This window comes from Vibrio japonicus (assembly GCF_024582835.1).
Lineage (GTDB): Bacteria > Pseudomonadota > Gammaproteobacteria > Enterobacterales > Vibrionaceae > Vibrio > Vibrio japonicus.
Window position 1 is genome coordinate 1,899,565 of sequence record NZ_CP102096.1, and the last position, 23,800, is coordinate 1,923,364.

A 23,800-nucleotide genomic window follows, 5' to 3' on the forward strand; every position below is an offset into this window, starting at 1 on the left:
GATTAAACTGGCATATTCATCAGTTCTTTATACGCTTCAACAAGTTTGTTGCGTACTTGTATGGTTGCTTCAAAGGCAACACTGGATTTATTACGAGCAATCATGACATCGGATAACGAAACATCCTGATCGCCACGATCAAATCGCATTTGTAAGTTACTGGATGTTTTAGACAAGCCATTGACGTTATTAATGGCATCGTTCAGTAAGGCGCTAAAATCAGCCCCTACGCTTTGGCCTGTTGCTGTCGGCTTGGTATTCCCAGCCTCAAACATCATTGCTTGCATTTCACTTTGAAAACCATCAATTTTCATCAAGACCTCAGTCGTCAACTCTTTGACTAAAACTTTTGTTGTACTTTTGACGCTGCAAACGGCATGCCACATTATTCCAGCGAGGAAAATAGCACGTTAGTTTGGAATATCAATCCCAGCATCTCGCATTTTTGCTAACTTGTAGCGCAAGGTGCGCGGGCTAATACCTAGCTTCTCGGCCATCTCTTTTCTACGTCCGTGACACTCAGTCAAAGTATCCATAATAATGGCAAACTCTTGATCTCTTAATTCGCCGCCCAGACCTGAACTCGTAGTAACGCTTTTGGCTTGCTCTACTTGCGCTACAGGCTTAATGGTAGGTGCAGTGACATTACCCGTTTCAACCGCTTGCTGAAGTCCACAAGCGTCTTGCCAATCCAAACCTTCAAGCAAGATGTGCTCTGCGCCGATACTGCCGTTTTCTCCAAGAATCAATGCTCGCTGAACCACGTTATCAAGCTCTCGAACATTGCCTGGCCAGTGATAAGCGAGGAGTTTTTGTAATGCACTCTCAGAAAGCGTCAGCACTGGCATCCCCAGTTTTTTGGCATTACGCTCAATTAAATGCTGAGCAAGAGGAGCAATATCACCTTTGCGTTCACACAGCGCTGGCCATGCAATTGGAAATACGTTCAAGCGGTAGTACAAGTCTTCTCGGAAATTACCTTCTTGTACGTACGACTTCAAATCTCGGTTACTGGTTGCTAAAACACGAACATCCAACTTGATGCTCTTGCGGCTACCAAGTCGCTCGACTTCTCGCTCTTGAAGAACGCGAAGTAACTTAGCTTGCAGATTTAGATCCATTTCGCTGATTTCGTCTAGCAAGATGGTGCCACCTTGTGCTTGCTCAAACTTTCCTGGGCATGCTTGCACGGCGCCAGTAAACGCGCCTTTTTCGTAGCCAAACAGCGTAGCTTCAAGCATGTTGTCGGGAATAGCTGCGCAGTTGATCGCGACGAATGGGCCATTTTTTCGGTTGGACGCGTTATGTAGGTAACGAGACATCACCTCTTTACCGGAACCACTTGGCCCCAATACCATCACACTCGCGTCAGTTTTCGCCACTTTATCCGCCAACGCCAACAGCTTGATGCTTTTTTCATCCGCGACGATTGCATCACCGTTATCCTCGGATTTGACGGGGGCGTATCGGCTGACCATATTCAAAAGCACTTCTGGTGCAAAAGGTTTCGCCATATAGTCGATAGCGCCGTCTTTCATTGAGGAAACGGCATCTTCGATATTCGCGTATGCAGTCATTAACAGCACAGGTAAGTTTGGCCAATGCTGTTTGATATTCCGTAGCAGAGCAAGACCACCCATTCCAGCCATTTGAACGTCAGAGACGACAATATCCACACTGTTCGTTTTTAGCTTAATCAAGGCATCTTCTGCGCTGTCAGCTTCAAGCCATTCATACCCGGCTAATGCCAGCGTATCAACCAGTGCTTCACGCAAACCTTCATCGTCTTCAACAATCAGTACTTTGCTTTGAGTCATTATTGCTCTCCAGTCTCTGGTTCTTGTTCTGTGTGTGAGTGTTGTTGGAGTGGAATGCTCATCGTGAAGCAGGCTCCATCCCCAGGTTCCGAGATTAACTCTAAGTGCCCGTCATGCGCTCGGCAGACCATTTGAACCACCGCAAGCCCTAAACCTGTCCCTTGCGAACGGGTCGTAAAAAAAGGCTCCATGATTTTGCTTTGTAGCTCATGAGGTACACCTGGGCCGCTATCTTGCACTGAGATTTTCAATTCACCATTTACAGGTCGGAAAAATACATCCACTTGAGACTCTTTTCCTGCGATCTGTATGGCATTCATGACAAGGTTGCTCAACGCAGAAGCAATAGCGTTTGCGTTCCCCAGCAACATTGTTTGCTCTTCTTCCACCTCAAGAAAGTAATCAATTTGATTGTTCTTGAGGGCCGCTTCCACCATGGGTGAAAACTCTGCAACCAAATCTGCAATAGAAAATGGCTTAACGACTTTATTGTCACCGCCCTTTGCAAATAGGAGCATGTCATTCACTTGCTTCTCTAAATCGTGCAAACGATCCATCAGTTTGGTTTGAAAACGCTCTTTGGTTGCGGGAGGCAAGTTTGGAGCACCCAAATTCGATGCATAAAGCATGGCACTAGAGAGGGGTGTACGAACCTGATGCGCAAGTGAAGCCACCATACGCCCTAAAGACGATAAACGCTGTAAATCACTGACACGCGATTGTAGTAAACGTGTTTCCGTTAAATCGGTAATCAGGATCAATTGCCCTGTCGCTGATGCCGAAATTGCGAGCCTGACTTTGCGCCCATTCTTAAGTGAGATTTCGTGACCATCATCTTCTTGCGGGGCAAACGCTTGTTGAATGACCTCAAACCACTTTTCCCCCACTAGCGGCACAGCGAGTAACTTTTGCGCTTCGGGGTTCGCTTCAAACACAACACCTTGCGTATCTAGCAAGATCACCCCAGCGGGCATTACATCCAATACCTGCTTGTATCGCTCAACTTGCTGCTCTAATGAGCCAAGTGGTATGTGATTGTCAGAAATAGAAGTGGGCTGCATGTCGGAATTCTGCCTTATAAACTACAATAGCCTAGCATACAAGAAATATGCCAGGCTATTTTATATGTTTTTCAAAAGCTTAAATAAAAGTCAGTTTTTTGACAGTGCCGTTACCGCTGCAAATTGTACTTGCGCATCTTCTCTACAAGAGTCGTTCTTCGCATACCCAGCATGTCCGCAGCTCTGGCGACAACGCCACCTTGCGCTTCTAACGCTTGATTGATCATATTGACTTCCAGATCGGCCAACACCTCTTTCAGGTTCATACCTTCAGGCGGTAAATGTTGCGGCGCGATCTCTTCATCAAAGAACGGATCGGCAGACTCCAAACTAAAATCTTCTGAAAAGATATCAAAGAAAGCATCACGCTCTTGCTCTTCGATCGTCTGAGTGTCATTAAAACCAGGTTGGAACTCTGGAATATCGCTATAACGATATTTTGTCGGAAGATGGTTTACATCGACCAAGCTATTTGGATAGAGAATAATCATTCTCTCCACAAGGTTAGCGAGTTCACGAACATTACCCGGCCAATCGTGTTCCATTAATGAATTAATGGCTCTCGGTGTAAAACAGATCGGTTGGGCTCCTTCTGCTTCCATACGAGTCATTAACTCTTTAAGCAAAAGAGGCGTATCTTCTTTACGATCTCGTAGCGCTGGCATTTCGATAGGAAAAACGTTCAATCGGTAATAAAGGTCTTCACGGAACGAATTTTCATTGATCATCGAATCAAGATCGCGATGGGTTGCCGCAATAATACGAACATTTGCTTGAATCGTAGTATTACCGCCCACTCGCTCAAAACAACGTTCTTGAAGTACGCGTAATAACTTAACTTGCATCGGCATCGGCATATCACCGATTTCATCCAAGAAAAGTGTGCCACCTTCTGCTAACTCAAAGCGGCCTTTACGAGCGGTAATTGCACCTGTAAACGCACCCTTTTCATGGCCAAATAGTTCGCTTTCAAGCAAATCTGGAGGAATCGCGCCACAGTTGATCGGTACGAATGGTCCATTACGACGCGACGAATGGTAGTGAATATTACGCGCAACAACCTCTTTACCCGTGCCAGACTCACCCAAAATCAATACGTTCGCTTCTGTACCAGACACCTGTTCGATGAGGTGTCTTACCTCTTTTATACCCGAACTTTGTCCAACTAAGCTGCGAAAAAGCGTATTCTTGCGTTCAGAAAGAACGACATTGCTTCCTTTTCGACCTAGGAAGTCTTTACAATGACGAATGGCTTCACTTAACTGCGGGTAATTAAGAGGGTATTCCAATTCACCCACGTAGTGCGTGAGTTCATCAACTGAATAAGTGCGCTTACCTGCAATGAGCAAGGGAATATGGTTGGCGCTGGATATCTTAGCAGGTAGCTCATTGTCTGCGAGCGAACCTACGATACAACCTGCCCATAGTGCTGACCAGTTAACATCGCCAAACTGATCTGAACTGATGGCTTCACACGGTTCTCCAACAAATTCTAATATATTACTGAGATTGATACGCGCTTGTGCATCATCTTCAATCACAAGTATTTTAGCTAAACCCTGCATAGGTGAGATTATTTGCCTTTTTATATTTAAGTGTGGCTGTTAAATATTTATTTCGAAGTTTTTAATCAAAAGATCAAAAGAAAAATAATGGATAATTTTTCAGCAACAAAAGAAGCCACTAGGCTAGTTAGTGGCGTCTATTCTATTTGATTATAAAAATATGGCAACCAAGCAATCAGCAGGTGTGATATTTACCCAAAACCAGTTGGGGAAAGTTTGACTAATAATGCAATATAACGACTATTTATTGGTGTTAAATACCAACATCCGCTGCCGTCAAACTATGAAATTCAGCAGGTATTTGGTCCCACGCAGACTTGATTTCACGAATGATTTCTATCACGTCATCAAGCGGTTGAGGGTTGTTTTTGTGGTTAGCTTCTGCAATTTGAGTGATCATAAATTCGTATAATTGATCTAAATTTTGAGCAATTTCGCCGCCATCATCCATAGATAAACAACTGCGTAGACTGATAATTATATCTAACGCTTTACCTAAACGTTCACCTTTTACCGGAATATTGCCTTGCGCCATCGCCGCTTTGCCTTGGATCAAGCGTTCAATAGCGCCAGCCATGAGCATCTGAACGACTTTATGCGGGGAGGCCGCACTGAGTTGGCTATCAACTGATACCTTCTTGTAAGCCTGTAATGAACCACGCATAAATAAACCTCTTTTTAAATAAATTTTTTATATTGCTGAACAGAACGCTTACCTTGTTGATACTTTCTAAGCGACAGAGCGATTTCACTGGTCTTATTCTGCATCAGCTCAGTAATCACTTGTGTTTCGTGAATGGCATTTTGCCATCCTTCAGAGTCCACAAGCTGAGCATCTTGTCTAATTAACTGCAGTAGCTTTAGCAATAACTGTTCCCTTGTATCGACCAAGCGTGCAATTTCTTCAGTATTGAGTTCTTCTGAGGCTAAACAGCCCTTCATATTGTGATTTAGATCACCTAGATTAGTCAGATAGCGCTCAAACTCACTATGTAAGTGCATTCATCATCCCTGCGAGTTGAGATTGCATTTTACTTGTTGCGTCCTGCATTGCTGAAAATTTGGCGTGAGTCCGTTTTTCCAAGTTGTCCATGCGGCGATCCAATGCCGTTTGGTCGTCCTGCAATTTATAGTTTTGATCGATCATGCTTCGTTCACGAGTTCGGATTGCACCTGTAACCCCTGTCAGCCCTTGAATGGCATCCTCGACCTTTTTAGCGAAACCATTGTTTCCACCAAAAAAGTCTTCTAGCTTGTTGAAGTTATTATTCAACTGTCGATCAAGCATATTGTAGTTGATCTCTAAATTACCCTGACGTGTCGTGGTAATACCGAATTCAGTGAGCGTTTTGAGATCCTCGGGAGCATCTGCAATCGCGTTTGAAAACACCGCTTTCAAACGAGAGTCGGCATTACGGACGATACTGTCACCTGATAATGGTCCCGCTGCACCTGTACGCGGGTCAACACCACCCAGCTCTTTAGAGAGTTGGTAGAACTGGTTATAGGCGGCAACGAATCGCTCGATATCTTCGCGTACCCCTTCCCTGTCATACTCGATATCAATTTCTGAAACCGCTTTGCCCGGCTCTGTGCGGCCTTTCAAGGTTAAATCGACACCGTCAATCGCATCTTCGATAATGTTATTGTTACTCGATAGCTGGGCAACGCCATCCAACATGACTTTAGAATCCTGAGCCGCTTGTACTTGGATCATTCCGTTGTAAGTATCAAAGGAGGCTTGGGCGGCTTTTAGATCTTGTTGAGCTCGGTCAACTCGCTCTAAATACTCTCTTTCTTCCTTCGGCAGTTTTGCCCTTTCCAATGCTTTGGCTTGCTCGGGGGACAATTCACCAGACGCGACTTTTCTATCAAGTTCCGCTTTATCTTGCGCAAGCTTCTGCTCTATCTTTGCTTGTTCCGCTTCCAGTTTGGCTTGTGCTTCTTTTGGTGTGACATAGGAGTCTGTCAACGTGCCTGACGCGGTATTGTTCCACCCCGGAACGTCGCCTGATTTGTCGAGCGCTTTTGCATCCAGCTCTGGTTCCGGTTCCCAATATGAATCGAGCAAAGTTCCGGACGCAGTTTCTGTCCAGCCGGGAATTCTGTCTTCTGGTTTGATGTATTTATTGGCGTTAATCCCAGCTTGCGCAGCGGCTGTCGCAGCCTGATTGGATAATTCGTTACCAGGTGTTGCTTCTTTAGCGGCATTGGGATCGGCTTGAATAGCAGCTTGCTTAGACGTATCGGCAATTTCCTGATCGACAACTTTTGCCGCTTCAATATTGCGCTGTGCAATCTTATCGGCAATGTCTCTCTCTTGATCGGTCAACGGTGCTAACAGTTCTTGAGCCTCTGCACGCGCTCTTTCGAGATCTTTAACACGCTGCTCCAAGGTTTTATATTCAAGCTGTTTAAGCGCATCACCTGATTTAGCGTCTGTCGTGATCGATACGCTGTTGTCTTCCCCAGATAAATTCGAGGCGACAATAAGACGAGGGCCTGCTGTGTCGTTGATAACCGATGCACGCACTCCGGGATTGGATTTACTGCCATTGATGCCGCGAACAACATCAATCAATTTTGAATTGGATGAAACATCCACTGTGAACTTTTTGCTGCCGAGCGAAATCTGCAGCTTACCCGGACCAAACTTCGCATCTTCTGGTAGGACATCGGATGCAATTTTATGGCTTTGGGCAAGCTGCAACACATCGATAGCATAGCGGCCAGCGATGGCATCAGTGGTTGCGGTCGCAGATACAACGCTGTCGTTAGTTGTGTCAACTTTTCTGGCAGCGAATGCTTTCTCTTGACGAAAATTCGTCATCAAGTTTTTCATTGTATCCAGCGACTCTCTGAGTCGACCATAGGCACTGAAACTAGATTCAATTTTGGCTCGCTCGTTGTCGATACGCTGCTGCTTAGGCACACGCTCCGAATCAACAACTTTGCTCACCATGGAATTGATATCCATGCCAGTATTCATCCCTATCGGGCCAAAACTCATTCAATCACCTCAAAATACGATTACACCGTTTGGTTCACCAGCCCCGATGAATACCGGGCTGTTTGTTCCCTCAGGCGGCGCAGAACCTCTAACATTTCCTCATCAGGAATCTGGCGTATGATATCGCCAGTATCCGCTTCATAAATAGTCACGACATCCTTGCCGGACTCTTCATCAATCCGAAATGATAAGCCCTTGTTGATAGAAGAGATAAAATTATTCATCTGTTCCACCAGCCGCTGCCTTTCTTCCTTATTGAGTTCTTCACGCTCTTTCGTCGCTTCGACAACTCTTTCAAAAGACTCGATAGCCTGCTGACTTATCTTTTCGCTTACCTGCGGTTCCTTTGATAAGGAAACGAGCTGCGCTCCATCATTTTTTGAAGCAAATTTAGTGCCACTTTCTGAGCCGTAAGGCTGGATGTTCGATGCGTAGGATGGTATTTCCATAACAATCTCCCCTCCACCTTCAGGTCAACAACACAAAGTTGCTAGCAATAAGATCCTGCTGAGCCTATCGATTAACCCAAGAGGCTAAGTGCTGCCGATGGAGACTGTTTAGCTTGCGCTAGAATCGAAGTACTCGCCTGCTGTAGGATCTGTGACTTAGTCATTGCTGTTGTTTCTTTCGCAAAGTCAGTGTCTAAGATACGGCTGCGTGATGCGTTTACGTTCTCGTTGATGTTATCTAGGTTGTTGATCGCGTGACCAAAACGGTTTTGGAACGCACCTAGCTCTGCACGCTGGCTGTCGACATTCTTTAACGCGCCATCAATAATCGATACCGCCATTTGAGAACCCGCAACAGTTGTTACATCAACGTCCGCAACAGTTTTACTTTCAGGAGCAGCAAAACCAAGGTCAGTACCTAAACCACCGCCGATGGTGACATCTCCAGCCACTTTATTGCTCGCAGCAAACAGTTGCATCTTACCGTCTTCGCTCACAGACGCTTTTACGTCGTCGTTTTGACCGTTGATGTAAGTCGCCAGCTGTTCGATGTCATCACCCGCTTTCGCGTTGATAGTGATGTTCTGAGCGTCGCCGTGAACGTCTGTGTATCCTAGGGTGATATCAGTAGTACCCGCGTCAACTGTCCAGTCAGCCGCTTTACCCGTTGCAGCAACATAAGCTTTACCACCCATGTCTTCGGTATCAGAACGCATGTTGCCCATGCTTAGCTTAACGGCTTCACCCGAACTGGCACCAATTTGGAATGATTGACTTCCAAATTGACCATTAAGTAGTTTGTTACCACCAAACGAGGTCGTTTCTGCGATACGGTTTAACTCGTCGTTTAGTGCAGTCACTTCTTCCTGAATAGCAATACGCTCTGATTTTGAGTTAGAGCCATTCGAAGATTGCAACGCCAAGTCACGCATACGCTGAAGAATGTTGGTACTTTCGTTCATCGCGCCTTCTGCGGTCTGAGCGATAGAGATACCATCGTTTGCATTCTTCACCGCCATATCTAGACCACGGCTTTGCGAAGTTAAGCGATTCGAGATTTGCAGGCCTGCGGCATCATCACGTGCGCTGTTGATTTTGTAACCTGATGACAGGCGCTCCATAGACTTCTGCATATTCTCAGCCGCACCATTTAGGTGGCGCTGAGCAGTCATCGCAGACACATTAGTGTTTACGTTAATTGCCATATTCGATCTCCTTAGGCATTAGGGCGATGTGCCTCAGTGTCTCTCACCTCACTTCAGCACATCTCATTTCTCTCAGTCCTTTAACGGCGAAGTACACTTAAGCTTTAGAAAAAAAATGACTTTATTAGGAAATCGATAATAAAAAGCAAAAAAGTGTGATCCAGATTGGAATCACACTTTAGTTTTAGGCAAAAAAGCAGAAAAGCGGCAATAAAAAATCCAGCCGAAGCTGGATTTTTCAATCGCGTTAATGGGGATTAGCCAAGTAGGCTAAGTGCCGCGTTTGGTGCTTGCTTCGCTTGAGCAAGAATAGAGCTTGAAGCTTGCGATAGAATCTGAGACTTAGTCATCGCTGTTGTTTCTTTCGCGAAGTCTGTATCTTTGATTCGGCTCTTAGATGCATTCACGTTTTCGTTGATGTTATCTAAGTTGTTGATAGCGTGGTTGAATCGGTTTTGGAATGCACCCAGTTCAGCACGGTGACTATCTACATTTTTCAATGCCGCATCAATGATAGCGACTGATTCTTGAGCACCACCAACTGAAGTCACATCAATTGTGTCTACCGTTACAGCCTGAGCCGTTCCCATGGTTAGCTCACCGCCTAGACCACCACCGAATGTTACTGCGCCATCTACTTTGTCATTACCAGCGAATACTTGCAGTTTACCGTCTTCGTCTACAGATGCTTTTACCATATCTGTTTGACCGTTGATGTACGTTGCTAGTTCTTCGATGTCATCGCCAGCTTTAGCCGAGATGTTTACAGTCTGAGCAACACCATCTGTATCAGTAAACGAGATGCTTAGATCTTTCGCAGTGTCAGACACTGTCCAATTTGCATCTTTCGCGTTTGCAGCAACGTAGCTAGAACCACCCATTGCTGCATCATCTGAACGCATGTTTTTCAGCGTAAGCATTACCGCTTCACCGTTGTCCGCACCAATCTGCATTGATTTAGTTTGGAACGTGCCGTTAAGAAGCTTGTTACCACCGAAAGACGTTGTTTCAGCGATACGGTTTAGCTCATCATTAAGAGCCGTCACTTCTTCCTGAATCGCAACGCGTTCTGACTTAGAGTTTGAACCGTTTGCAGATTGTAGCGATAGGTCACGCATACGTTGTAGGATGTTCGTTGTCTCGTTCATCGCCCCTTCAGCGGTTTGCGCGATAGAGATACCGTCGTTTGCGTTACGTACAGCCACATCTAGACCGCGACTTTGTACGTTCAAACGGTTAGAAATTTGTAGACCCGCTGCATCGTCTTTAGCGCTGTTGATTTTAGAACCCGACGATAGACGCTCCATCGAAGTTTGTTGTGCGCTAGTTGCGTTGTTTAGATGACGCTGAGCTGTCATTGCTGATACGTTAGTGTTTACATTTACTGCCATGGTGATCTCTCCAATTGATTTTCCGATGGTTCCGGTTTCCGACGTCTCGGAAAACCAAGTAGTTCTCTCAAAGTTACTTTTATTAACGGCTTAGTTCTGAAAACCTTGAGGATTTTTTTAAGTTTTTTTTGAAAAAAGTCTATTTGGGGAAGAAAGCGTGACGAACTGGAAAAAAGCGATAAAAAAGTAAAAATTTTGCTAAAGCTATAAGAACTCTTGTCGATAACATTCTCTTTTTTGAGAATTATCCCAGCAAGGTTATCGCCAAATTGGGCTGCTGCTTGGCTTGCGCCAGTATCGACGTACTCACTTGCTGAAGGATCTGTTGCTTCACCATTTGCGTGGTTTCCTTAGCGTAGTCAGTATCTTTAATTCGACTGTTTGACGCCGCTAAGTTCTCATGTACGTTTTCAAGATTGTTAATGGCGTGAGTGAAACGGTTTTGCTTAGCTCCAAGCTCAGCGCGGTGGCTATCCACATATTTTAGCGCGGTATCAATCACTGATACGGCTCTTTGCGCACCACCAACGTCACTAATGTCTACATTATCGACGGCTTCGTAACCAGCCAAACTCATTTGAAGCTGATCCGCCAAGCTACCTGAGAAGCTCACCGTCCCAGAGGTTTCATTGCCGGCCATAAAGAGTTGAAGCTGCCCATGCTCATTAACAGAAGCAGAGACTTTGTCTGTCTGTCCATTAATGTAAGTCGCAAGCTCCTCGATATCATCACCCTCTTTAGCTTTGATTTGGATGTTCTCTTGCTGACCTTGCGCGTTGGTGTATTGCATATTGAGGATGTGGTTACCCTGCTCAACCTGCCAGCTGTCGCCCGCTTTTGCTGACGCTATGTAACTGAAACCACCCATTTCTATGCTATCTGAACGCATGTTCTTGAGTGAGACTTGTACCGCTTCACCTGAACCTGCACCAATTTGAAACGAAGAAGAGGCAAACGAACCGTTAAGTAATTTTCGGCCACCAAACGACGTAGTTTCGGCAATTCGATTCAATTCGTCGTTTAACGCCGACATTTCTTCCTGAAGTGCATTGCGCTCTGCTTGGCTGTTTGAACCATTAGAGGACTGCAGCGAAAGATCACGCATCCGCTGAAGAAGGTTGGTGGTTTCTTTCATCGCACCCTCAGCCGTTTGCATAATCGAAATCCCATCATTGGCATTTCTTACCGCCACATCTAGCCCTCGCATTTGCGATTCTAAGCGATTGGAAATTTGTAATCCGGCCGCGTCGTCTTTGGCACTGTTAATACGACTCCCGGAAGCCAAACGCTCCAAAGATTGATTGAGCAAATCGGTCGCACTCGTCAAATGACGTTGCGCTGTCATTGCAGCAACATTGGTATTCACAGTAATAGCCATAACTCAGCGATTTCCTTTTTGTGGGTTAACTTGTGTATCGGCCACCGCTCAATTTCTTTAGTGAAAAATACAAAAAGCCGAGCTCAGTGGCTCGGCTTAAAGCTAAATTTTTTCGATTACTTCAGCTGAAGGCTTTGCAGCATATCGGCTGACGGCGCAAAGAAATACGCCCCCGTTACCGCTTTAGTAAAGCGAAGCAACTGGTCTGTTTTGCCATCCGTAACGCCATACATGCTTTCTAGCATCGCTTTAAAGTTGTGTAACGTGTTGCAGTAAGCAATAAACAGCAAACCATGCTCACCTGAGACGCTACCATACGGCAGGCTATGACGAACAATTTTAAGACCTTTGCCTTCTTCTTTAATATCAACGCGACCAACGTGTGAAGCAGCCGGAACGTCATCTAGCTCGATAGAATCAGGTTTAGTACGGCCAATAACCTTTTCTTGCGCCGCTACACTCAGACGGTTCCAGGCAGGTAAATTATGAATAAAGCGCTGAACCATCACGTAGCTACCACCCGCGAATTCGCCACCAGGAATGATCGCCACTTCTTCTCTCTGAGCGTCCTTAGGATTTTCAGTACCATCAATGAAGTCGGTCATATCACGCGCATCCAAAAAACGATACGAATTGGTTTCATCCACGATTTCCGCATTGTCTACAACAAGCGACATAAACTTGCGCAGCAAGTAAAAATGCAGGTCTTGTCGGTTCGAATGGCAATGAATAAGCACATCAACATCTGTACTTGGCGCAGTAATATCGCCCTCACCTAAAACAGGAAAGTCGATAAGTTCTGCTGGCATGTCAACATTCAACTGACTCCAGAACGATTTGGTGAACGCAACAGAAAGCGTTAACGCCGCACCACTCTGAGTTTGATTGAGCTCCTCGACCAACGTTGGCAACGCTTGTAACTGCTCTAAAACAGCCTGAGGGTTTTGCGTAATTTTTAATAGTGTGTACTGAGCGAATGGACCCGCTTCTGGAAGAATTGCACTTTGAGGGTTAGACATTATTGTTCCTCACATTGTATACCAGTCTATATAAGTGAAGGCTCTTTAACTTATGCAGAGCGTTTACTTATATAGGCTTGAGTGACTTATTGTAACCAGACCGTATTTAAATAGTTTGATGGTCGTCATCAAGCCGGCGTTCAAGTCGAAGCTGGCGTTTTTAAGCTATCGCTAACACTTTTGCTTTGCAGCACATAGATGCCAAACCAAAGCAAAGCGACCATAGTGCTACCATTCGCCCAACTAAATGCACCGTGCTCAAGATACACATGGTACAAGGTTTGGCCAAACTGACTGATAACTGTGAGCAACGTGATCGCCTTACCCCAGCTAACAATCCTGTTTACCCAATGTCTATCTGGGCTGCGTAAACTCACAAGCCACATTAACGCGATACTCGGAATGCCCATAGCCAAACCAAGATAAAGCATAGAGTGATCAGGATAGACGATATTGAGGATCTTGCTGCCACTCTCTCGGCTTGCACCCGCGACAACAAACACGACCCACGCCTTCGCCATAAATAGCCAACCCAGCCATAACCATTTAGGCGATTTTAAAAAGCCATGCTTGTCATATTGTTCGAGAGAATACCGCACTTACTGCCACAACCATCAAATTCAATGTGTTTCAATGTAACTGAATGAACAGAAAATACGAATAGTATTTTATTAGACAAGGACTAATCGATGAAGAAGAGAGCAATATCGCACAGAAAACCTTCTATCGTCCTGTTTTCACAACGGATTTGGATGACGCAAATAAAAACGTCGCAAGCAGAAGGATAGGCAATCCCCACAGTAACGCGTTCTTCCAAGTGAAACTTGGTTTGTACAACACAAATTCACCATATCGTGCAGTCATAAAATCAATCACTTGCTGTTCACTTTCACCGCTATTGATCTTCTGAAACACAATCAAGCGTAAATCCTTTGCCAGCGGCGAATTTGACTCAACCAAATTCTGATTTTGACACTGCGGACAGCGTAAAGACTTGGCGAGTTCAATTGCCGTTTTTTGTCGCTGAGGCGTTTCAAACTCAAACAATTCAACTTGGCGTTCCAATTCGCTATCAGGCGCAATAAACATCTGGTTTTGGCTCGACTGAGCAAAAACCTGTGAACTCAGCAAGGAAAGGATAAGCAAACACATAGCTCGAATCATAGTGTTACATCCTGCTCAAAGTAACGGGCAAAATTCTTGTTCCACGCTTTTTCCGTCAGCCTACCGAAATGCTTGTAAACCACCTCTCCATTGCGGCTGACCAGATAGGTTTCTGGTGTCCCTATTACACCAAGCTCGATACCCAGCTGCCCTTTAGGATCATAGATTACGTTATCGTATGGGTTACCTGAGTTATTTAAATACCCGTTCGCCGCCAACGGCTGGTCACGATAGTTCAGACCGATTACTGGTACACCGCGCTGCGCGAGAGTCATCAAATACGGATGCTCAGATTGACAGATACCACACCATGACGCCCAAACATTCACCAACTGGTAGTCATTGCCCAAGAGTAAGCTTGCGCTCTCTATCGACTGACCATTCAATAGCACCGTTGGAACAGCAGGGAAAGTACGAACTACCGTTTGGCTACGATTGCCGTTTGATTCTGATTGCAGTCCTGCGAGAAGAAAACCGATGAAACCGACAACCAACAAAATGAATATAAATACGTTACGATTCTTGAATAGCGCCATGCGTTGTTCTCGTTGTCAGCAAAGAGGCCTGTTTCAACAGTGGCAATACTGCGCCAAAAATGGTTAACAAAGCACCAAACCAAATCCACAGGATATAAGCTCGGTATTGTATTTTGACCGCGTAGGACTGGCTATCGACCTTTGCGCCAAGTGTGACATAGTAATCACCGTGCCAAGTTGAATAAATCGCAGGCTCGCTCATGTTCATTACCCGAACTTGGTAATGACGGCGCTCTGGTTTGACGACAAACGTCTGGCCATCATCGAAGTGAAAGCGGATACTTGCTTGCTCCGCGGTATAATTTGGCCCGACATACCAGAGTGTCTCTTGGTACTCAGCGCGGAAATTATCGATATTTACGCTCGTCTCTGGTGCCATTTTTCGATTAAGTTCGTAGGAGTGATAACCGTTCATCACCGCGCCAACACATAAAATGGCGATACCAATATGCGCCAACGCCATAAAACTGAAGCGGCGGTAGCGCCACACCAAATGTAAATGAGAGCCCACCACCCAAGCTGCCCCCCCCCAGACCAGCGCCACAACAAGTTGCCAATCTTCGACCTGCCACAGATAACAACCGATACCAGCTGAGAGAAAAACCAACAAAGCGAATAAAAAAACTCGTGGGGATACAACTGAACCTTTACGCCATTTCAAGTACGGCACAGAACCCATAAGTAGCAGTGCGCCAATGGTCAAAGGCAACATCAAGGTATTGAAATACGGTGCGCCAACAGAAATCGCGCCTAAACCGATCAACTCGTAAATCATCGGGTAAAAAGTGCCGAGAAAGACGGTAAACGTCGCCACACCAAACAAACCAGTGGCGAGAAAAATAGCGTAACCACGACTCACAATAGCGGTAAACCGAGCACTTTTAATCCCATCAGCGTGTTTAAACAGCAAAATGAACGAACACAATAGCGTGACGGCCAAGATAGCCAACAACGCAACGCCCTTGGTTGGGTCAACGGCGAATGCATGCACCGACGTCAACACGCCTGAGCGAACGATAAACGTCCCGAGAATGCTTAAACAAAACGTGACTAGGGCTAAGCTCAACGACCAAAGTTTCAGTTGCTGATGACGCGCAGAAGCGACCAGTGAATGCAACAACGCGCTGCCTGTCAGCCAAGGTAGCAGGGACGCATTTTCTACTGGATCCCAGAACCACCAGCCGCCCCAACCTAGCTCGTTATACGCCCACCAAGAGCCTATCAAAATCCCTAGCGTGAGTAGCATCCACGCCGAAATCACCCATGTTCGACAATATTCCACCCATCGATGGTTGTACTCTTTCTCTAACAACGCAGCCAACGCGAACGCCAAAACCGTAGAAAAACCGATATAGCCGAGATAGAGCAAAGGTGGATGAAAGATAAGCCCGATATCTTGCAGCATCGGATTTAGATCTCGCCCTTCCGAAACAAACAATTCGGAATAGGCAAACGGGTTGGAAGCCAAAAGGGTGAACCAAGCAAAAGCGGCAACAAAACCACTCATCACCCACAATACGTTTTGAAAATAACGGGACTGGTGCAAAGAATGAAGCGATATCAACCCAGTCCACAAACATAGGGTAAACACCCAAAACAGCATCGATCCTTCATGCCCACCCCAAACCGCAGCAAATTTAAAAAACGGTGGCAACGCTGAGTTAGAATGCGCGGCAACATAAGCGAACTGGAACTGGTCGCCAAGAAACAAACCAGCTAAGACAGCAAGGCTAAACACCGCCAATGCGGCATTCAGCCTTGAAATGGACGTTAGCGAAAAATCAGAACTCTTGGCTTGGAAATGGCACCAACCATAACGCGCAAAACTCAAACTGCTAAGTAGCGCAATCAATACCAACGCGAAAAGTCCTGACTCCCCTAACATAGCTATACGACCGTCATTTGTCCGGCGTAAAGGATAAAGGTACGCAGCATCAATACGCCAAATAGGCTCAACATGGTCACGACGAAGATATAACCGCCGTTATGACGTACCGCTTTAGGTGAAACCGCATTGAGTGTCAGCGGCAATAGCATCCCCACTAGCACAACGCCAAACCAGAACCAGTTCGACCAGAAACCACCGCCGATGGCGTTCCAAGCCGCTACTTCATTTTGGCCGCCGCTGAAGATAAGTCCGGTGAAAAACGTCACCAACACAAACAGCTCAAACAGCACAACAGGTCGCTCGAATCCGTGTACCCAAGAGACACTCGGACTGGTTACCGACTCTTTGAACACCAAAATACCAAACAACAAACACGCCGCAGCGCCAGACGATAAACTTGAGAACAAGAATAAGATCGGCAGAACTGGGTTGTTGAGCATCGGATAAGTTTTCAACGCGGACAGCAAGAAGCCAGTATACGCGGCAAGCACAATCGCCAAAAAGCCCAAGAACAACTCAAGTGGGTTGTTGATACTCTTTGCTTTGAGCAAAAACGTATCGACAAAGTTGAGCAGCCCACCTGGCAGTTTACCTTCGCAGAAATTGATGATCGGATGACGGAAAATCACGCCAATCCAGACAAACAACACCGCCATATAAACTTGGAACAACACCACACCCATCGACATCACTGACGCCGGATTGTAGTAAATCATGATCTTCCAAAACTCGAGCGGTTTGGTTAAGTGGAACACCAGTATCAACAAGCCAACGATAATACCGAAAGGCGCTAACCAAGCGACCGCTTTTAAAATGCCGTTGTTGGCAGGATCGCCTTCAATCACTTTGCGTTTAAGGTAAATACCGATCATCACCGCGCCAGCAGACATACCGGCTAAAAATAGGTAGATGGCAATGATCCAATCCCAAACCAGAGAGTCAAAGTGGAATGCACTTTCAAATCCGTTCATGATTACACCTCCCCTTTCTGATGAGGAATTTTGTACAACTTAGGCTTGGTGCCTAAGTGTACTTTGTCGCGATACACCACTTCCGTTTTCAACACTCGATTGATTTCGCTCTCTGGATCATTGAGATCGCCAAACGTCAGTGCTTTAGTCGGACAGGATTCGACACAGGCTGGTAATTTACCTTGTGCAAGATTCGTGTCTCGGCAGAAGTTACATTTATCCGCAGATTTGTTTTCAGGGTTAAAGAAACGTATTTGATAAGGACATGCCGCTAAGCAATAACCACAACCCACACATTTCTCTTGATGGACATCGATAATGCCGGTTTCTTCATCTTTGTATGCTGCGCCTGTTGGGCAAACATAAACACAAGGAGCGTTTTCACAATGTTGGCAAGACTTACGAGTAAAACGGTAATCAACATCAGGAAATTCGCCCTGCGGCTCGCTACGGATGATTTCTAAGCGCGATACGCCTTCGGGAACGTTATTGACTTCGCGACAAGCATCGGTACACGCGGTACAGCCAATACACGCGGTCTCGTCGTGAATCATACCGTAACGTTTCTCACCAACTTGCTCGACGTTTGCAAGGGTCTTACGGCTATTCAGCATTGCCGTACCTGCTACACCGGTCGTAAAAATAAGCGCACCAGTACCAGCGATAAAGTTTCGTCTAGAACAACTCATCTCACTCCTCCTTCTTACTTTGATTAAAGTCAGAGTGGCAATCCACACACAGCTTGATCTGAGCTTTACGATCTAAGCTCAGCACTTTGGTTTTGCTGCCGTGAACATCATGACAATTAGAACAGGTCAGATTCTTTGCGTGCACATCGTGCGTCCAGTTGTCATCGCGTAAATATTTCGGCTTATGACAATCGGTACACTGGCTGTTCGCTTTGAGTATTGCTGCTGGATCCAAAAACACCTTGTCCGTGCCCTTTTGCGACTGTGCGCTCGAGTATTTCGTTACCAGAGGCGCACCTTCACGGTGATCCGGACCAATGTTGTTATGGCATTCGGTGCAATTAACTTCGCGACCAAGGATCTTGTGCGCATCTACGCCATGAGAGCCCTGCAATGTTTCTTTGGCATCCTTATGACACTGGACGCATTTATAGTCCTTGTCACGGATAAGAGTGACTTCATGGCGAGCGTTTTGGCCTTCAGATTGCAAGCTTGAAGTGTCGGCAACGGCATGAAGAGAATAACCATAGAGGCAAAATGCAAGAAGTGATTTCAGCATTATGACTATGGCCAACTTTATATTGCCCATATTATCCTTTCCTTATTCCGGATTTATATTTATCGAAAAACGTTATTTATCTCTATAAACATAATATTCCGGTAAAAATTAATACCCTCTGACACCAAATTTAAATAGTGCCAAATGAGATCAATTCTTATTTTGAATAAGCCACAACGCTACAATAAATATATTACTCCTATAGCTCTTAATAGGTATATAAATCTGTCTAAATATCGATCTCTATCACCTTTGTAACAATAGGGTCATTTTCATTAAACAATTGATTATTAATAGGCAAAATCACTTAAACCTTTGGCTTGTCGCATACCTCTTTAGGGGTATACGAGATTAACTTTGGCACATGTCACAGTTCTAACTTGATCTAAAACAATGATTGATTCCTCACCTCTTATTTTGTCCTAATATATTCATTAGAATTTATAACAGTTCTCCAATTCTTTATTTTGATATAGCCAGTTCACAACGCTGTTTATAAAAATCAGAATCATGGAGATAGCACTGTGAAACAATTGCACTGGATACTAAAATCCGCAGCGGCAATACTATTGTTGGCGAGCTCAGTAATGAGCGCCGGCAGTTTAGCTGCGTCAGAAGAAAAAGGCTTAATCGACCCACGTAACCAAGCTTACGAGCAAGACCACCCAGATCAATATCACTCTTGGAAGGCAACCTCAGAAAGCAAACACATTGAAGATGCACTCGCAGAAGACCCAAACATGGTCATTATGTGGGCGGGTTACGGTTTTGCTAAAGACTACAACAAAGCACGTGGCCACTTTTATGCACTTGACGATGTGCGACAAACTTTGCGTACTGGCGGTCCAACCGATGGTAACTCAGGCCCAATGCCAATGGCGTGTTGGAGCTGTAAAAGTCCTGATGTTGGCCGCGTGATTGAAGAGCGCGGTGAAGATGGCTATTTCGAAGGTAAATGGGCACGTTTAGGTGACCAAATTGCCAACCCTATCGGCTGTGCTGACTGTCACGATACTGGCAGTGAAGCATTCAAAAAAGGTGAGCCTGCGCTTGCTCTGGCTAAGCCATACGTCGAACGAGCATTCCAAACGATCAATAAACCTTTTGACAAACAATCACGTTTGGATCAACAAGCGTCTGTGTGTGGCCAATGTCACGTGGAATACTACTTCACTGGCCCAACAAAGGCTGTGAAGTTCCCTTGGGATATGGGTACCAGCGTAAACGATATGGAAAAATACTACGACGCACTCAACTTCAGCGACTGGACACACAAAGTATCGAAAGCGCCAATGCTTAAAGCACAGCACCCTGGCTACGAGACATGGCGAGACGGCATCCACGGTAAAAACAAAGTGGTATGTGTTGATTGCCATATGCCGAAAGTAACCAAAGAAGATGGCACTGTTTATACCGACCATAAAATCGGCAATCCATTTGACCGCTTCGAAGATACGTGTGCCAACTGCCATACCCAGTCGAAAGACCAGCTTCGTGAAGTGGTTTCTTCACGCAAAGCTCAAGTACTCAACATGAAGCTAACGGCGGAAAAACAAATCGTTGCGGCTCACTTTGAGGCTGGCGCGGCTTGGGATGCTGGAGCAACTGAAGCTGAAATGGCTGACATTCTCCAAGACATCCGCCACGCACAATGGCGCTGGGACTACGCGATCGCTTCTCATGGTATCCACATGCATGCACCTGAAGTCGCACTAGAAGTACTTGGTACAGCCGTCGACAGAGCGGCAGATGCGCGAACTAAACTGGTTCGACTATTAGCGACTAAAGGCGTTACGGAAGCAGTAGAATTGCCAGACATCTCGACCAAAGAGAAAGCACAACAAGCGTTGGGTATGGATATGGACAGTATGAATACTGAGAAGAAACACTTCCTTGAAACGGTTGTTCCTGAGTGGGAAAAAGCAGCAAAAATTCGTGAATCAAGCTACTAATTAAACTCACGTAAAAAACCGGCAAATCGCCGGTTTTTTTTGTCTCTGTTGGTTCAGGTTTACGTTCTATTTAACCTCAGCTGTTTCGCTTGGTTCAATGAATGAATAACCGATACTCGGTCTAAATCTTGGTGTTGAGAATCGAGCATCCGCGTCCAAACCTCAATCGCCTGCTGATAACGTGAACTGACAAAATGGTCGCTGGCTATCAAGGACAATGCCGTAAGGTTATTCTCATCCAACGCCAAAGCTTGATCCAGAAGCTCAGTCACGGCTGGGAGCATTTGCTGCTTATTGAGGTAATACAACACCATCGCTTTCGCTGACAATTGGCTGGCTGTTGGCTGTTCACTTAAACGTAGCGCGTAGTCAAAGCAGGTCAACGCGGATGTAAAGTCCTGCTCGTTGATATACCCATGACCTAGCTGGAACCACAAATCCGCTTGATTTGGGTCTTGCTTGAGTTTTCCTTGAATCTCTAACATCTGCTGATCGTGACTCAATACCTGACTTTCTAGCACCAACTCTTCGGGCGGAGAACCGCGCAACCAAAGAAATATCGGCATAGCCAAAACAACGCCAACCATCACCACTTTGTTCATGAAGCGAGCCCCTGAGGTATTTCATCATTAAGGAGGCAGTATAACGTGGTAGGATAACCATATCTTTGATCCAGCAATAGTTATCACATGATGAAGAAAAACGTGGTCCCATCCCAGGAAACTCAGCAAGAAGCGACGAAGATTGCCAACGCGACACAAAGACCAGGCCAAACAAAAGAGCAAACGAGACTGATCGCCCAGGGCATTGAAAAAGGCATTGCTTTGTATAAAAAGCAGCAAAAAGAGAAAGCGCGTCTGGCAGATAAAGCGAAGAAAAAAGCACAAAGAGAAAAGCGTGCCGAACAGCAAAGCATCGAAAGCACGCCGTCTGAACCAGCGGCTTCAAATTCAGAAAGTGTGAAAGCTCCTATCTTGCCTTGGGCACTGTTAGCGCTAAGCTGGGTCGGCTTCATCGTTTATATCATGCAGACTCAATAATCCGCTTATACATCACAGATAAAGTAAGCCATAAAAAATCGCGTCAATATCCTTGCCGCGATTTTATACGTTATGCACTTTAACAATGGTCCCAATCAGCGAAAGCTAAATAACTCGAGCATCAAACCCTAAACTCGCAGCAATATCAGACTCTCTATCAAGAACCCACTGACTATCAAATGGTCCCCAGTCAGAAAGTTGATAATAGCCATCATTATGCCGACGGCCATCTTGAACAAACATCAGCTCAATGCCGATACCTGGTAACGCTTTTATGACGTCTTGAATTGTGCGGCGTGGCCAACCTGTTTTCTCAATCAGTTTGGGTACATTTGGTCTTTCTAAACTCTCTACGAGTAACGCTAGATAAAGTCGCCTTGCAAAAACAGGACTCAATTCCATTGATACCTCCTATAAATTTCTAACGACATTATTTCTGTTTTCTAAGCCAGCGTGTTGCGTTTGATCAATAACTCTACGATCCTCATCGGCCATAGCAGCAATTATTTGTAAATGGAAATATCCTCATCGCACTTTTGTCACTTTTCATAGTTCCTGATAGGATGCAGACATAAATAAAATGTCACTTTCTAAGGTTTATCTATGACAATCACCATGTACGGCATCCCAAACTGCGACACCATCAAAAAAGCAAAGAAATGGCTAGAAGCTGAAGGTGTCGAATACCAGTTTCATGACTACCGTAAACAAGGCGTAGACAAAGCAATGGTGGAAACATTTTGTCAGCAACTGGGGTGGGAAAACGTTCTAAACAAGCGCGGTACGACTTATCGTCAGCTAACACAAGAGCAAAAAGACAACCTGAATGAAGCCAACGCGATTGAGTTACTGGTTGAACAGCCAGCGATGATCAAGCGCCCTATTCTTGTTTCAGGTGGTGATTACCACCTAGGTTTCAAAGCCGACCAATACGCCGCCATTTTTTCATAATTTTTCGTAAGGATTTCAAGGATGACAGATAGCCCAACTCTGGCTCTCGCAAAATATTTAATCAGCCGCCAATCGGTAACACCTGAAGATGCTGGCTGCCAAGATGCAATGATCGAACGCCTAAAAGCGCTTGGTTTTGAAATTGAAGTGATGGTGTTTGAAGACACAACAAACTTCTGGGCACGACGTGGTACCGAAGCGCCACTTTTCGCTTTTGCAGGCCACACCGATGTGGTACCCGTTGGTAAGCTGGAACTGTGGGATACCCATCCTTTTGAACCAACGGTTAAAGATGGATTCTTACACGGCCGTGGCGCAGCAGACATGAAAGGCTCACTCGCGAGTATGATTGTCGCAGTAGAACAATTCATCGCAGAAAACCCAGACCACAAAGGCTCAATTGGCTTTCTTATCACATCCGATGAAGAAGGCCCATTCATCAACGGTACGGTGCGCGTCGTCGAGGCACTGATGGCTCGCGGTGAAAACATCGACATGTGTATTGTTGGCGAGCCTTCAAGCACGGAAGTTGTCGGTGACGTAGTGAAAAACGGCCGCCGTGGTTCGATCACTGGTGATTTAACAGTAAAAGGCGTGCAAGGTCATGTGGCCTACCCTCACTTGGCGAGAAACCCAATTCACCAGTCCTTACTTGCTATCCATGAGTTGGCGACAACGGAGTGGGATCAAGGAAATGATTACTTTCCACCGACCAGTTTCCAAATCCCGAACGTTCATGCAGGCACTGGCGCATCCAACGTCATTCCAGGTGAATTTAACGTCCAGTTCAACCTGCGTTTTAGCACCGAGCTTAACAATGACACGATTGTAAAACGTGTGACTGAAACGCTCGACAAGCATGATTTGGATTACGAACTTAAGTGGACTTTCAATGGTGACCCGTTCTTAACCGATACTGGTGCACTGCTTGATGCGGTGGTAGAAGCCGTTGACTCGGTTAACCAAACTAAACCCGCTCTGCTTACCACAGGTGGCACTTCAGATGGTCGATTTATCGCTCGTATGGGCGGTCAGGTTGTTGAACTTGGCCCAGTAAACGCCACCATTCACAAAGTGAACGAATGTGTGAATATTGATGATCTTGAAAAGCTCACCAAGATGTATCAAAAAACGTTAGAGAACCTACTGGCGTGA

25 protein-coding genes are annotated in these 23,800 nt (G+C 45.6%); 4 read left to right on the forward strand and 21 right to left on the reverse strand.

The window, feature by feature from the left end:
• Positions 1 to 2: 2 nt before the first annotated feature.
• The 19 genes from fliE to nrfB form a co-directional block, all read right to left on the reverse strand.
• Positions 3 to 314 (reverse strand): flagellar hook-basal body complex protein FliE, encoded by a 312-nt coding sequence (gene fliE / locus NP165_RS08970; protein WP_257083633.1) that lies wholly within the window; start codon positions 312 to 314, stop codon positions 3 to 5.
• A 96-nt stretch (positions 315 to 410) separates the two neighbouring features.
• A complete protein-coding gene (locus NP165_RS08975; protein ID WP_257083634.1) occupies positions 411 to 1,817 on the reverse strand; it encodes a sigma-54-dependent transcriptional regulator in 1,407 nt (468 codons plus the stop codon).
• Positions 1,817 to 2,878 (reverse strand): sensor histidine kinase, encoded by a 1,062-nt coding sequence (locus NP165_RS08980; RefSeq protein WP_257083635.1) that lies wholly within the window; start codon positions 2,876 to 2,878, stop codon positions 1,817 to 1,819. The genes NP165_RS08975 and NP165_RS08980 overlap by 1 nt, the downstream gene beginning before the upstream one ends.
• A gap of 110 nt (positions 2,879 to 2,988) precedes the next feature.
• A complete protein-coding gene (locus NP165_RS08985) occupies positions 2,989 to 4,443 on the reverse strand; it encodes a sigma-54 dependent transcriptional regulator (protein WP_257083636.1) in 1,455 nt (484 codons plus the stop codon).
• 253 nt (positions 4,444 to 4,696) lie between these two features.
• Positions 4,697 to 5,107, reverse strand: coding sequence for a flagellar export chaperone FliS (fliS, locus tag NP165_RS08990; protein WP_257083637.1), 411 nt, complete (start codon positions 5,105 to 5,107; stop codon positions 4,697 to 4,699).
• A 14-nt stretch (positions 5,108 to 5,121) separates the two neighbouring features.
• A complete protein-coding gene (gene fliT / locus NP165_RS08995) occupies positions 5,122 to 5,445 on the reverse strand; it encodes a flagellar protein FliT (RefSeq protein ID WP_257083638.1) in 324 nt (107 codons plus the stop codon).
• The gene (gene fliD / locus NP165_RS09000) at positions 5,432 to 7,453 is read right to left on the reverse strand and encodes a flagellar filament capping protein FliD (protein ID WP_257083639.1); all 2,022 of its coding nucleotides are present in this window, start codon (positions 7,451 to 7,453) and stop codon (positions 5,432 to 5,434) included. The genes fliT and fliD overlap by 14 nt, the downstream gene beginning before the upstream one ends.
• 20 nt (positions 7,454 to 7,473) lie before the next feature.
• The gene (gene flaG / locus NP165_RS09005) at positions 7,474 to 7,902 is read right to left on the reverse strand and encodes a flagellar protein FlaG (protein ID WP_257083640.1); all 429 of its coding nucleotides are present in this window, start codon (positions 7,900 to 7,902) and stop codon (positions 7,474 to 7,476) included.
• A 71-nt stretch (positions 7,903 to 7,973) separates the two neighbouring features.
• A complete protein-coding gene (locus tag NP165_RS09010; RefSeq protein ID WP_257083641.1) occupies positions 7,974 to 9,107 on the reverse strand; it encodes a flagellin in 1,134 nt (377 codons plus the stop codon).
• A gap of 257 nt (positions 9,108 to 9,364) precedes the next feature.
• Positions 9,365 to 10,498, reverse strand: coding sequence for a flagellin (locus NP165_RS09015; protein ID WP_257083642.1), 1,134 nt, complete (start codon positions 10,496 to 10,498; stop codon positions 9,365 to 9,367).
• A gap of 244 nt (positions 10,499 to 10,742) precedes the next feature.
• Positions 10,743 to 11,876 carry a flagellin gene (locus NP165_RS09020; protein ID WP_257083643.1) on the reverse strand — a complete coding sequence of 378 codons (1,134 nt, stop codon included), beginning with the start codon at positions 11,874 to 11,876 and terminating at the stop codon, positions 10,743 to 10,745.
• Positions 11,877 to 11,992: 116 nt separating this feature from the next.
• Positions 11,993 to 12,895 carry a Dyp-type peroxidase gene (locus NP165_RS09025; protein WP_257083644.1) on the reverse strand — a complete coding sequence of 301 codons (903 nt, stop codon included), beginning with the start codon at positions 12,893 to 12,895 and terminating at the stop codon, positions 11,993 to 11,995.
• A gap of 140 nt (positions 12,896 to 13,035) precedes the next feature.
• The gene (locus tag NP165_RS09030) at positions 13,036 to 13,494 is read right to left on the reverse strand and encodes a DUF2919 domain-containing protein (protein WP_257083645.1); all 459 of its coding nucleotides are present in this window, start codon (positions 13,492 to 13,494) and stop codon (positions 13,036 to 13,038) included.
• Between the two features lie 124 nt (positions 13,495 to 13,618).
• Positions 13,619 to 14,059, reverse strand: coding sequence for a cytochrome c-type biogenesis protein (locus NP165_RS09035; protein WP_257083646.1), 441 nt, complete (start codon positions 14,057 to 14,059; stop codon positions 13,619 to 13,621).
• A complete protein-coding gene (locus tag NP165_RS09040; RefSeq protein ID WP_257083647.1) occupies positions 14,056 to 14,595 on the reverse strand; it encodes a DsbE family thiol:disulfide interchange protein in 540 nt (179 codons plus the stop codon). Before NP165_RS09040 ends, NP165_RS09035 begins: the two co-directional genes overlap by 4 nt.
• Positions 14,573 to 16,480, reverse strand: a complete 1,908-nt coding sequence (locus tag NP165_RS09045) for a heme lyase CcmF/NrfE family subunit (RefSeq protein WP_257083648.1) — start codon at positions 16,478 to 16,480, stop codon at positions 14,573 to 14,575. Before NP165_RS09045 ends, NP165_RS09040 begins: the two co-directional genes overlap by 23 nt.
• Positions 16,481 to 16,482: 2 nt before the next feature.
• The gene (nrfD, locus tag NP165_RS09050) at positions 16,483 to 17,454 is read right to left on the reverse strand and encodes a cytochrome c nitrite reductase subunit NrfD (RefSeq protein ID WP_257083649.1); all 972 of its coding nucleotides are present in this window, start codon (positions 17,452 to 17,454) and stop codon (positions 16,483 to 16,485) included.
• Between the two features lie 2 nt (positions 17,455 to 17,456).
• Complete coding sequence (nrfC, locus tag NP165_RS09055; protein WP_257083650.1) at positions 17,457 to 18,143, reverse strand: cytochrome c nitrite reductase Fe-S protein; 687 nt, start codon at positions 18,141 to 18,143, stop codon at positions 17,457 to 17,459.
• Between the two features lies 1 nt (position 18,144).
• A complete protein-coding gene (gene nrfB / locus NP165_RS09060; RefSeq protein WP_257083651.1) occupies positions 18,145 to 18,732 on the reverse strand; it encodes a cytochrome c nitrite reductase pentaheme subunit in 588 nt (195 codons plus the stop codon).
• Positions 18,733 to 19,226: 494 nt separating this feature from the next.
• On the opposite strand from nrfB, the gene nrfA reads away from it, so the two are divergent.
• Positions 19,227 to 20,654 carry an ammonia-forming nitrite reductase cytochrome c552 subunit gene (gene nrfA, locus NP165_RS09065; protein ID WP_257083652.1) on the forward strand — a complete coding sequence of 476 codons (1,428 nt, stop codon included), beginning with the start codon at positions 19,227 to 19,229 and terminating at the stop codon, positions 20,652 to 20,654.
• A 59-nt stretch (positions 20,655 to 20,713) separates the two neighbouring features.
• Here nrfA and NP165_RS09070 read toward each other — a convergent pair whose 3' ends face one another.
• Positions 20,714 to 21,256, reverse strand: a complete 543-nt coding sequence (locus NP165_RS09070; RefSeq protein ID WP_257083653.1) for a TPR domain-containing protein — start codon at positions 21,254 to 21,256, stop codon at positions 20,714 to 20,716.
• Between the two features lie 90 nt (positions 21,257 to 21,346).
• Between NP165_RS09070 and NP165_RS09075 the strand changes: the two genes are divergently transcribed.
• Entirely contained in the window at positions 21,347 to 21,694 is a 348-nt protein-coding gene (locus tag NP165_RS09075; protein WP_257085576.1) for a DUF2956 domain-containing protein, read from the forward strand.
• A 105-nt stretch (positions 21,695 to 21,799) separates the two neighbouring features.
• On the opposite strand, the gene NP165_RS09080 is transcribed toward NP165_RS09075, so the two are convergent.
• Complete coding sequence (locus tag NP165_RS09080; RefSeq protein ID WP_257083654.1) at positions 21,800 to 22,096, reverse strand: winged helix-turn-helix domain-containing protein; 297 nt, start codon at positions 22,094 to 22,096, stop codon at positions 21,800 to 21,802.
• 201 nt (positions 22,097 to 22,297) lie between these two features.
• Here NP165_RS09080 and NP165_RS09085 point away from each other — a divergent pair, with 201 nt between their 5' ends.
• Both NP165_RS09085 and dapE read left to right on the forward strand, forming a co-directional pair.
• The gene (locus NP165_RS09085) at positions 22,298 to 22,645 is read left to right on the forward strand and encodes an ArsC family reductase (RefSeq protein ID WP_257083655.1); all 348 of its coding nucleotides are present in this window, start codon (positions 22,298 to 22,300) and stop codon (positions 22,643 to 22,645) included.
• Between the two features lie 21 nt (positions 22,646 to 22,666).
• Positions 22,667 to 23,800 (forward strand): succinyl-diaminopimelate desuccinylase, encoded by a 1,134-nt coding sequence (dapE, locus tag NP165_RS09090; protein ID WP_257083656.1) that lies wholly within the window; start codon positions 22,667 to 22,669, stop codon positions 23,798 to 23,800.

Excerpts from the sequence above, each read along its gene's own strand:
- NP165_RS09015 (WP_257083642.1), bottom strand. The coding sequence starts at position 10,498 with ATGGCAGTAAATGTAAACACTAACGTATCAGCAATGACAGCTCAGCGT.
- NP165_RS08975 (WP_257083634.1), bottom strand. The coding sequence starts at position 1,817 with ATGACTCAAAGCAAAGTACTGATTGTTGAAGACGATGAAGGTTTGCGT.
- NP165_RS09075 (WP_257085576.1), top strand. The coding sequence starts at position 21,347 with ATGAAGAAAAACGTGGTCCCATCCCAGGAAACTCAGCAAGAAGCGACG.
- nrfC (WP_257083650.1), bottom strand. The coding sequence starts at position 18,143 with ATGAGTTGTTCTAGACGAAACTTTATCGCTGGTACTGGTGCGCTTATT.
- NP165_RS09045 (WP_257083648.1), bottom strand. The coding sequence starts at position 16,480 with ATGTTAGGGGAGTCAGGACTTTTCGCGTTGGTATTGATTGCGCTACTT.
- nrfB (WP_257083651.1), bottom strand. The coding sequence starts at position 18,732 with ATGGGCAATATAAAGTTGGCCATAGTCATAATGCTGAAATCACTTCTT.
- NP165_RS08985 (WP_257083636.1), bottom strand. The coding sequence starts at position 4,443 with ATGCAGGGTTTAGCTAAAATACTTGTGATTGAAGATGATGCACAAGCG.
- fliS (WP_257083637.1), bottom strand. The coding sequence starts at position 5,107 with ATGCGTGGTTCATTACAGGCTTACAAGAAGGTATCAGTTGATAGCCAA.
- NP165_RS09040 (WP_257083647.1), bottom strand. The coding sequence starts at position 14,595 with ATGGCGCTATTCAAGAATCGTAACGTATTTATATTCATTTTGTTGGTT.
- fliD (WP_257083639.1), bottom strand. The coding sequence starts at position 7,453 with ATGAGTTTTGGCCCGATAGGGATGAATACTGGCATGGATATCAATTCC.
- dapE (WP_257083656.1), top strand. The coding sequence starts at position 22,667 with ATGACAGATAGCCCAACTCTGGCTCTCGCAAAATATTTAATCAGCCGC.
- fliE (WP_257083633.1), bottom strand. The coding sequence starts at position 314 with ATGAAAATTGATGGTTTTCAAAGTGAAATGCAAGCAATGATGTTTGAG.
- NP165_RS09025 (WP_257083644.1), bottom strand. The coding sequence starts at position 12,895 with ATGTCTAACCCTCAAAGTGCAATTCTTCCAGAAGCGGGTCCATTCGCT.
- NP165_RS09020 (WP_257083643.1), bottom strand. The coding sequence starts at position 11,876 with ATGGCTATTACTGTGAATACCAATGTTGCTGCAATGACAGCGCAACGT.
- NP165_RS09070 (WP_257083653.1), bottom strand. The coding sequence starts at position 21,256 with ATGAACAAAGTGGTGATGGTTGGCGTTGTTTTGGCTATGCCGATATTT.
- fliT (WP_257083638.1), bottom strand. The coding sequence starts at position 5,445 with ATGCACTTACATAGTGAGTTTGAGCGCTATCTGACTAATCTAGGTGAT.
- NP165_RS08980 (WP_257083635.1), bottom strand. The coding sequence starts at position 2,878 with ATGCAGCCCACTTCTATTTCTGACAATCACATACCACTTGGCTCATTA.
- NP165_RS09010 (WP_257083641.1), bottom strand. The coding sequence starts at position 9,107 with ATGGCAATTAACGTAAACACTAATGTGTCTGCGATGACTGCTCAGCGC.
- flaG (WP_257083640.1), bottom strand. The coding sequence starts at position 7,902 with ATGGAAATACCATCCTACGCATCGAACATCCAGCCTTACGGCTCAGAA.
- NP165_RS09035 (WP_257083646.1), bottom strand. The coding sequence starts at position 14,059 with ATGATTCGAGCTATGTGTTTGCTTATCCTTTCCTTGCTGAGTTCACAG.
- NP165_RS09080 (WP_257083654.1), bottom strand. The coding sequence starts at position 22,096 with ATGGAATTGAGTCCTGTTTTTGCAAGGCGACTTTATCTAGCGTTACTC.
- NP165_RS09085 (WP_257083655.1), top strand. The coding sequence starts at position 22,298 with ATGACAATCACCATGTACGGCATCCCAAACTGCGACACCATCAAAAAA.
- nrfD (WP_257083649.1), bottom strand. The coding sequence starts at position 17,454 with ATGAACGGATTTGAAAGTGCATTCCACTTTGACTCTCTGGTTTGGGAT.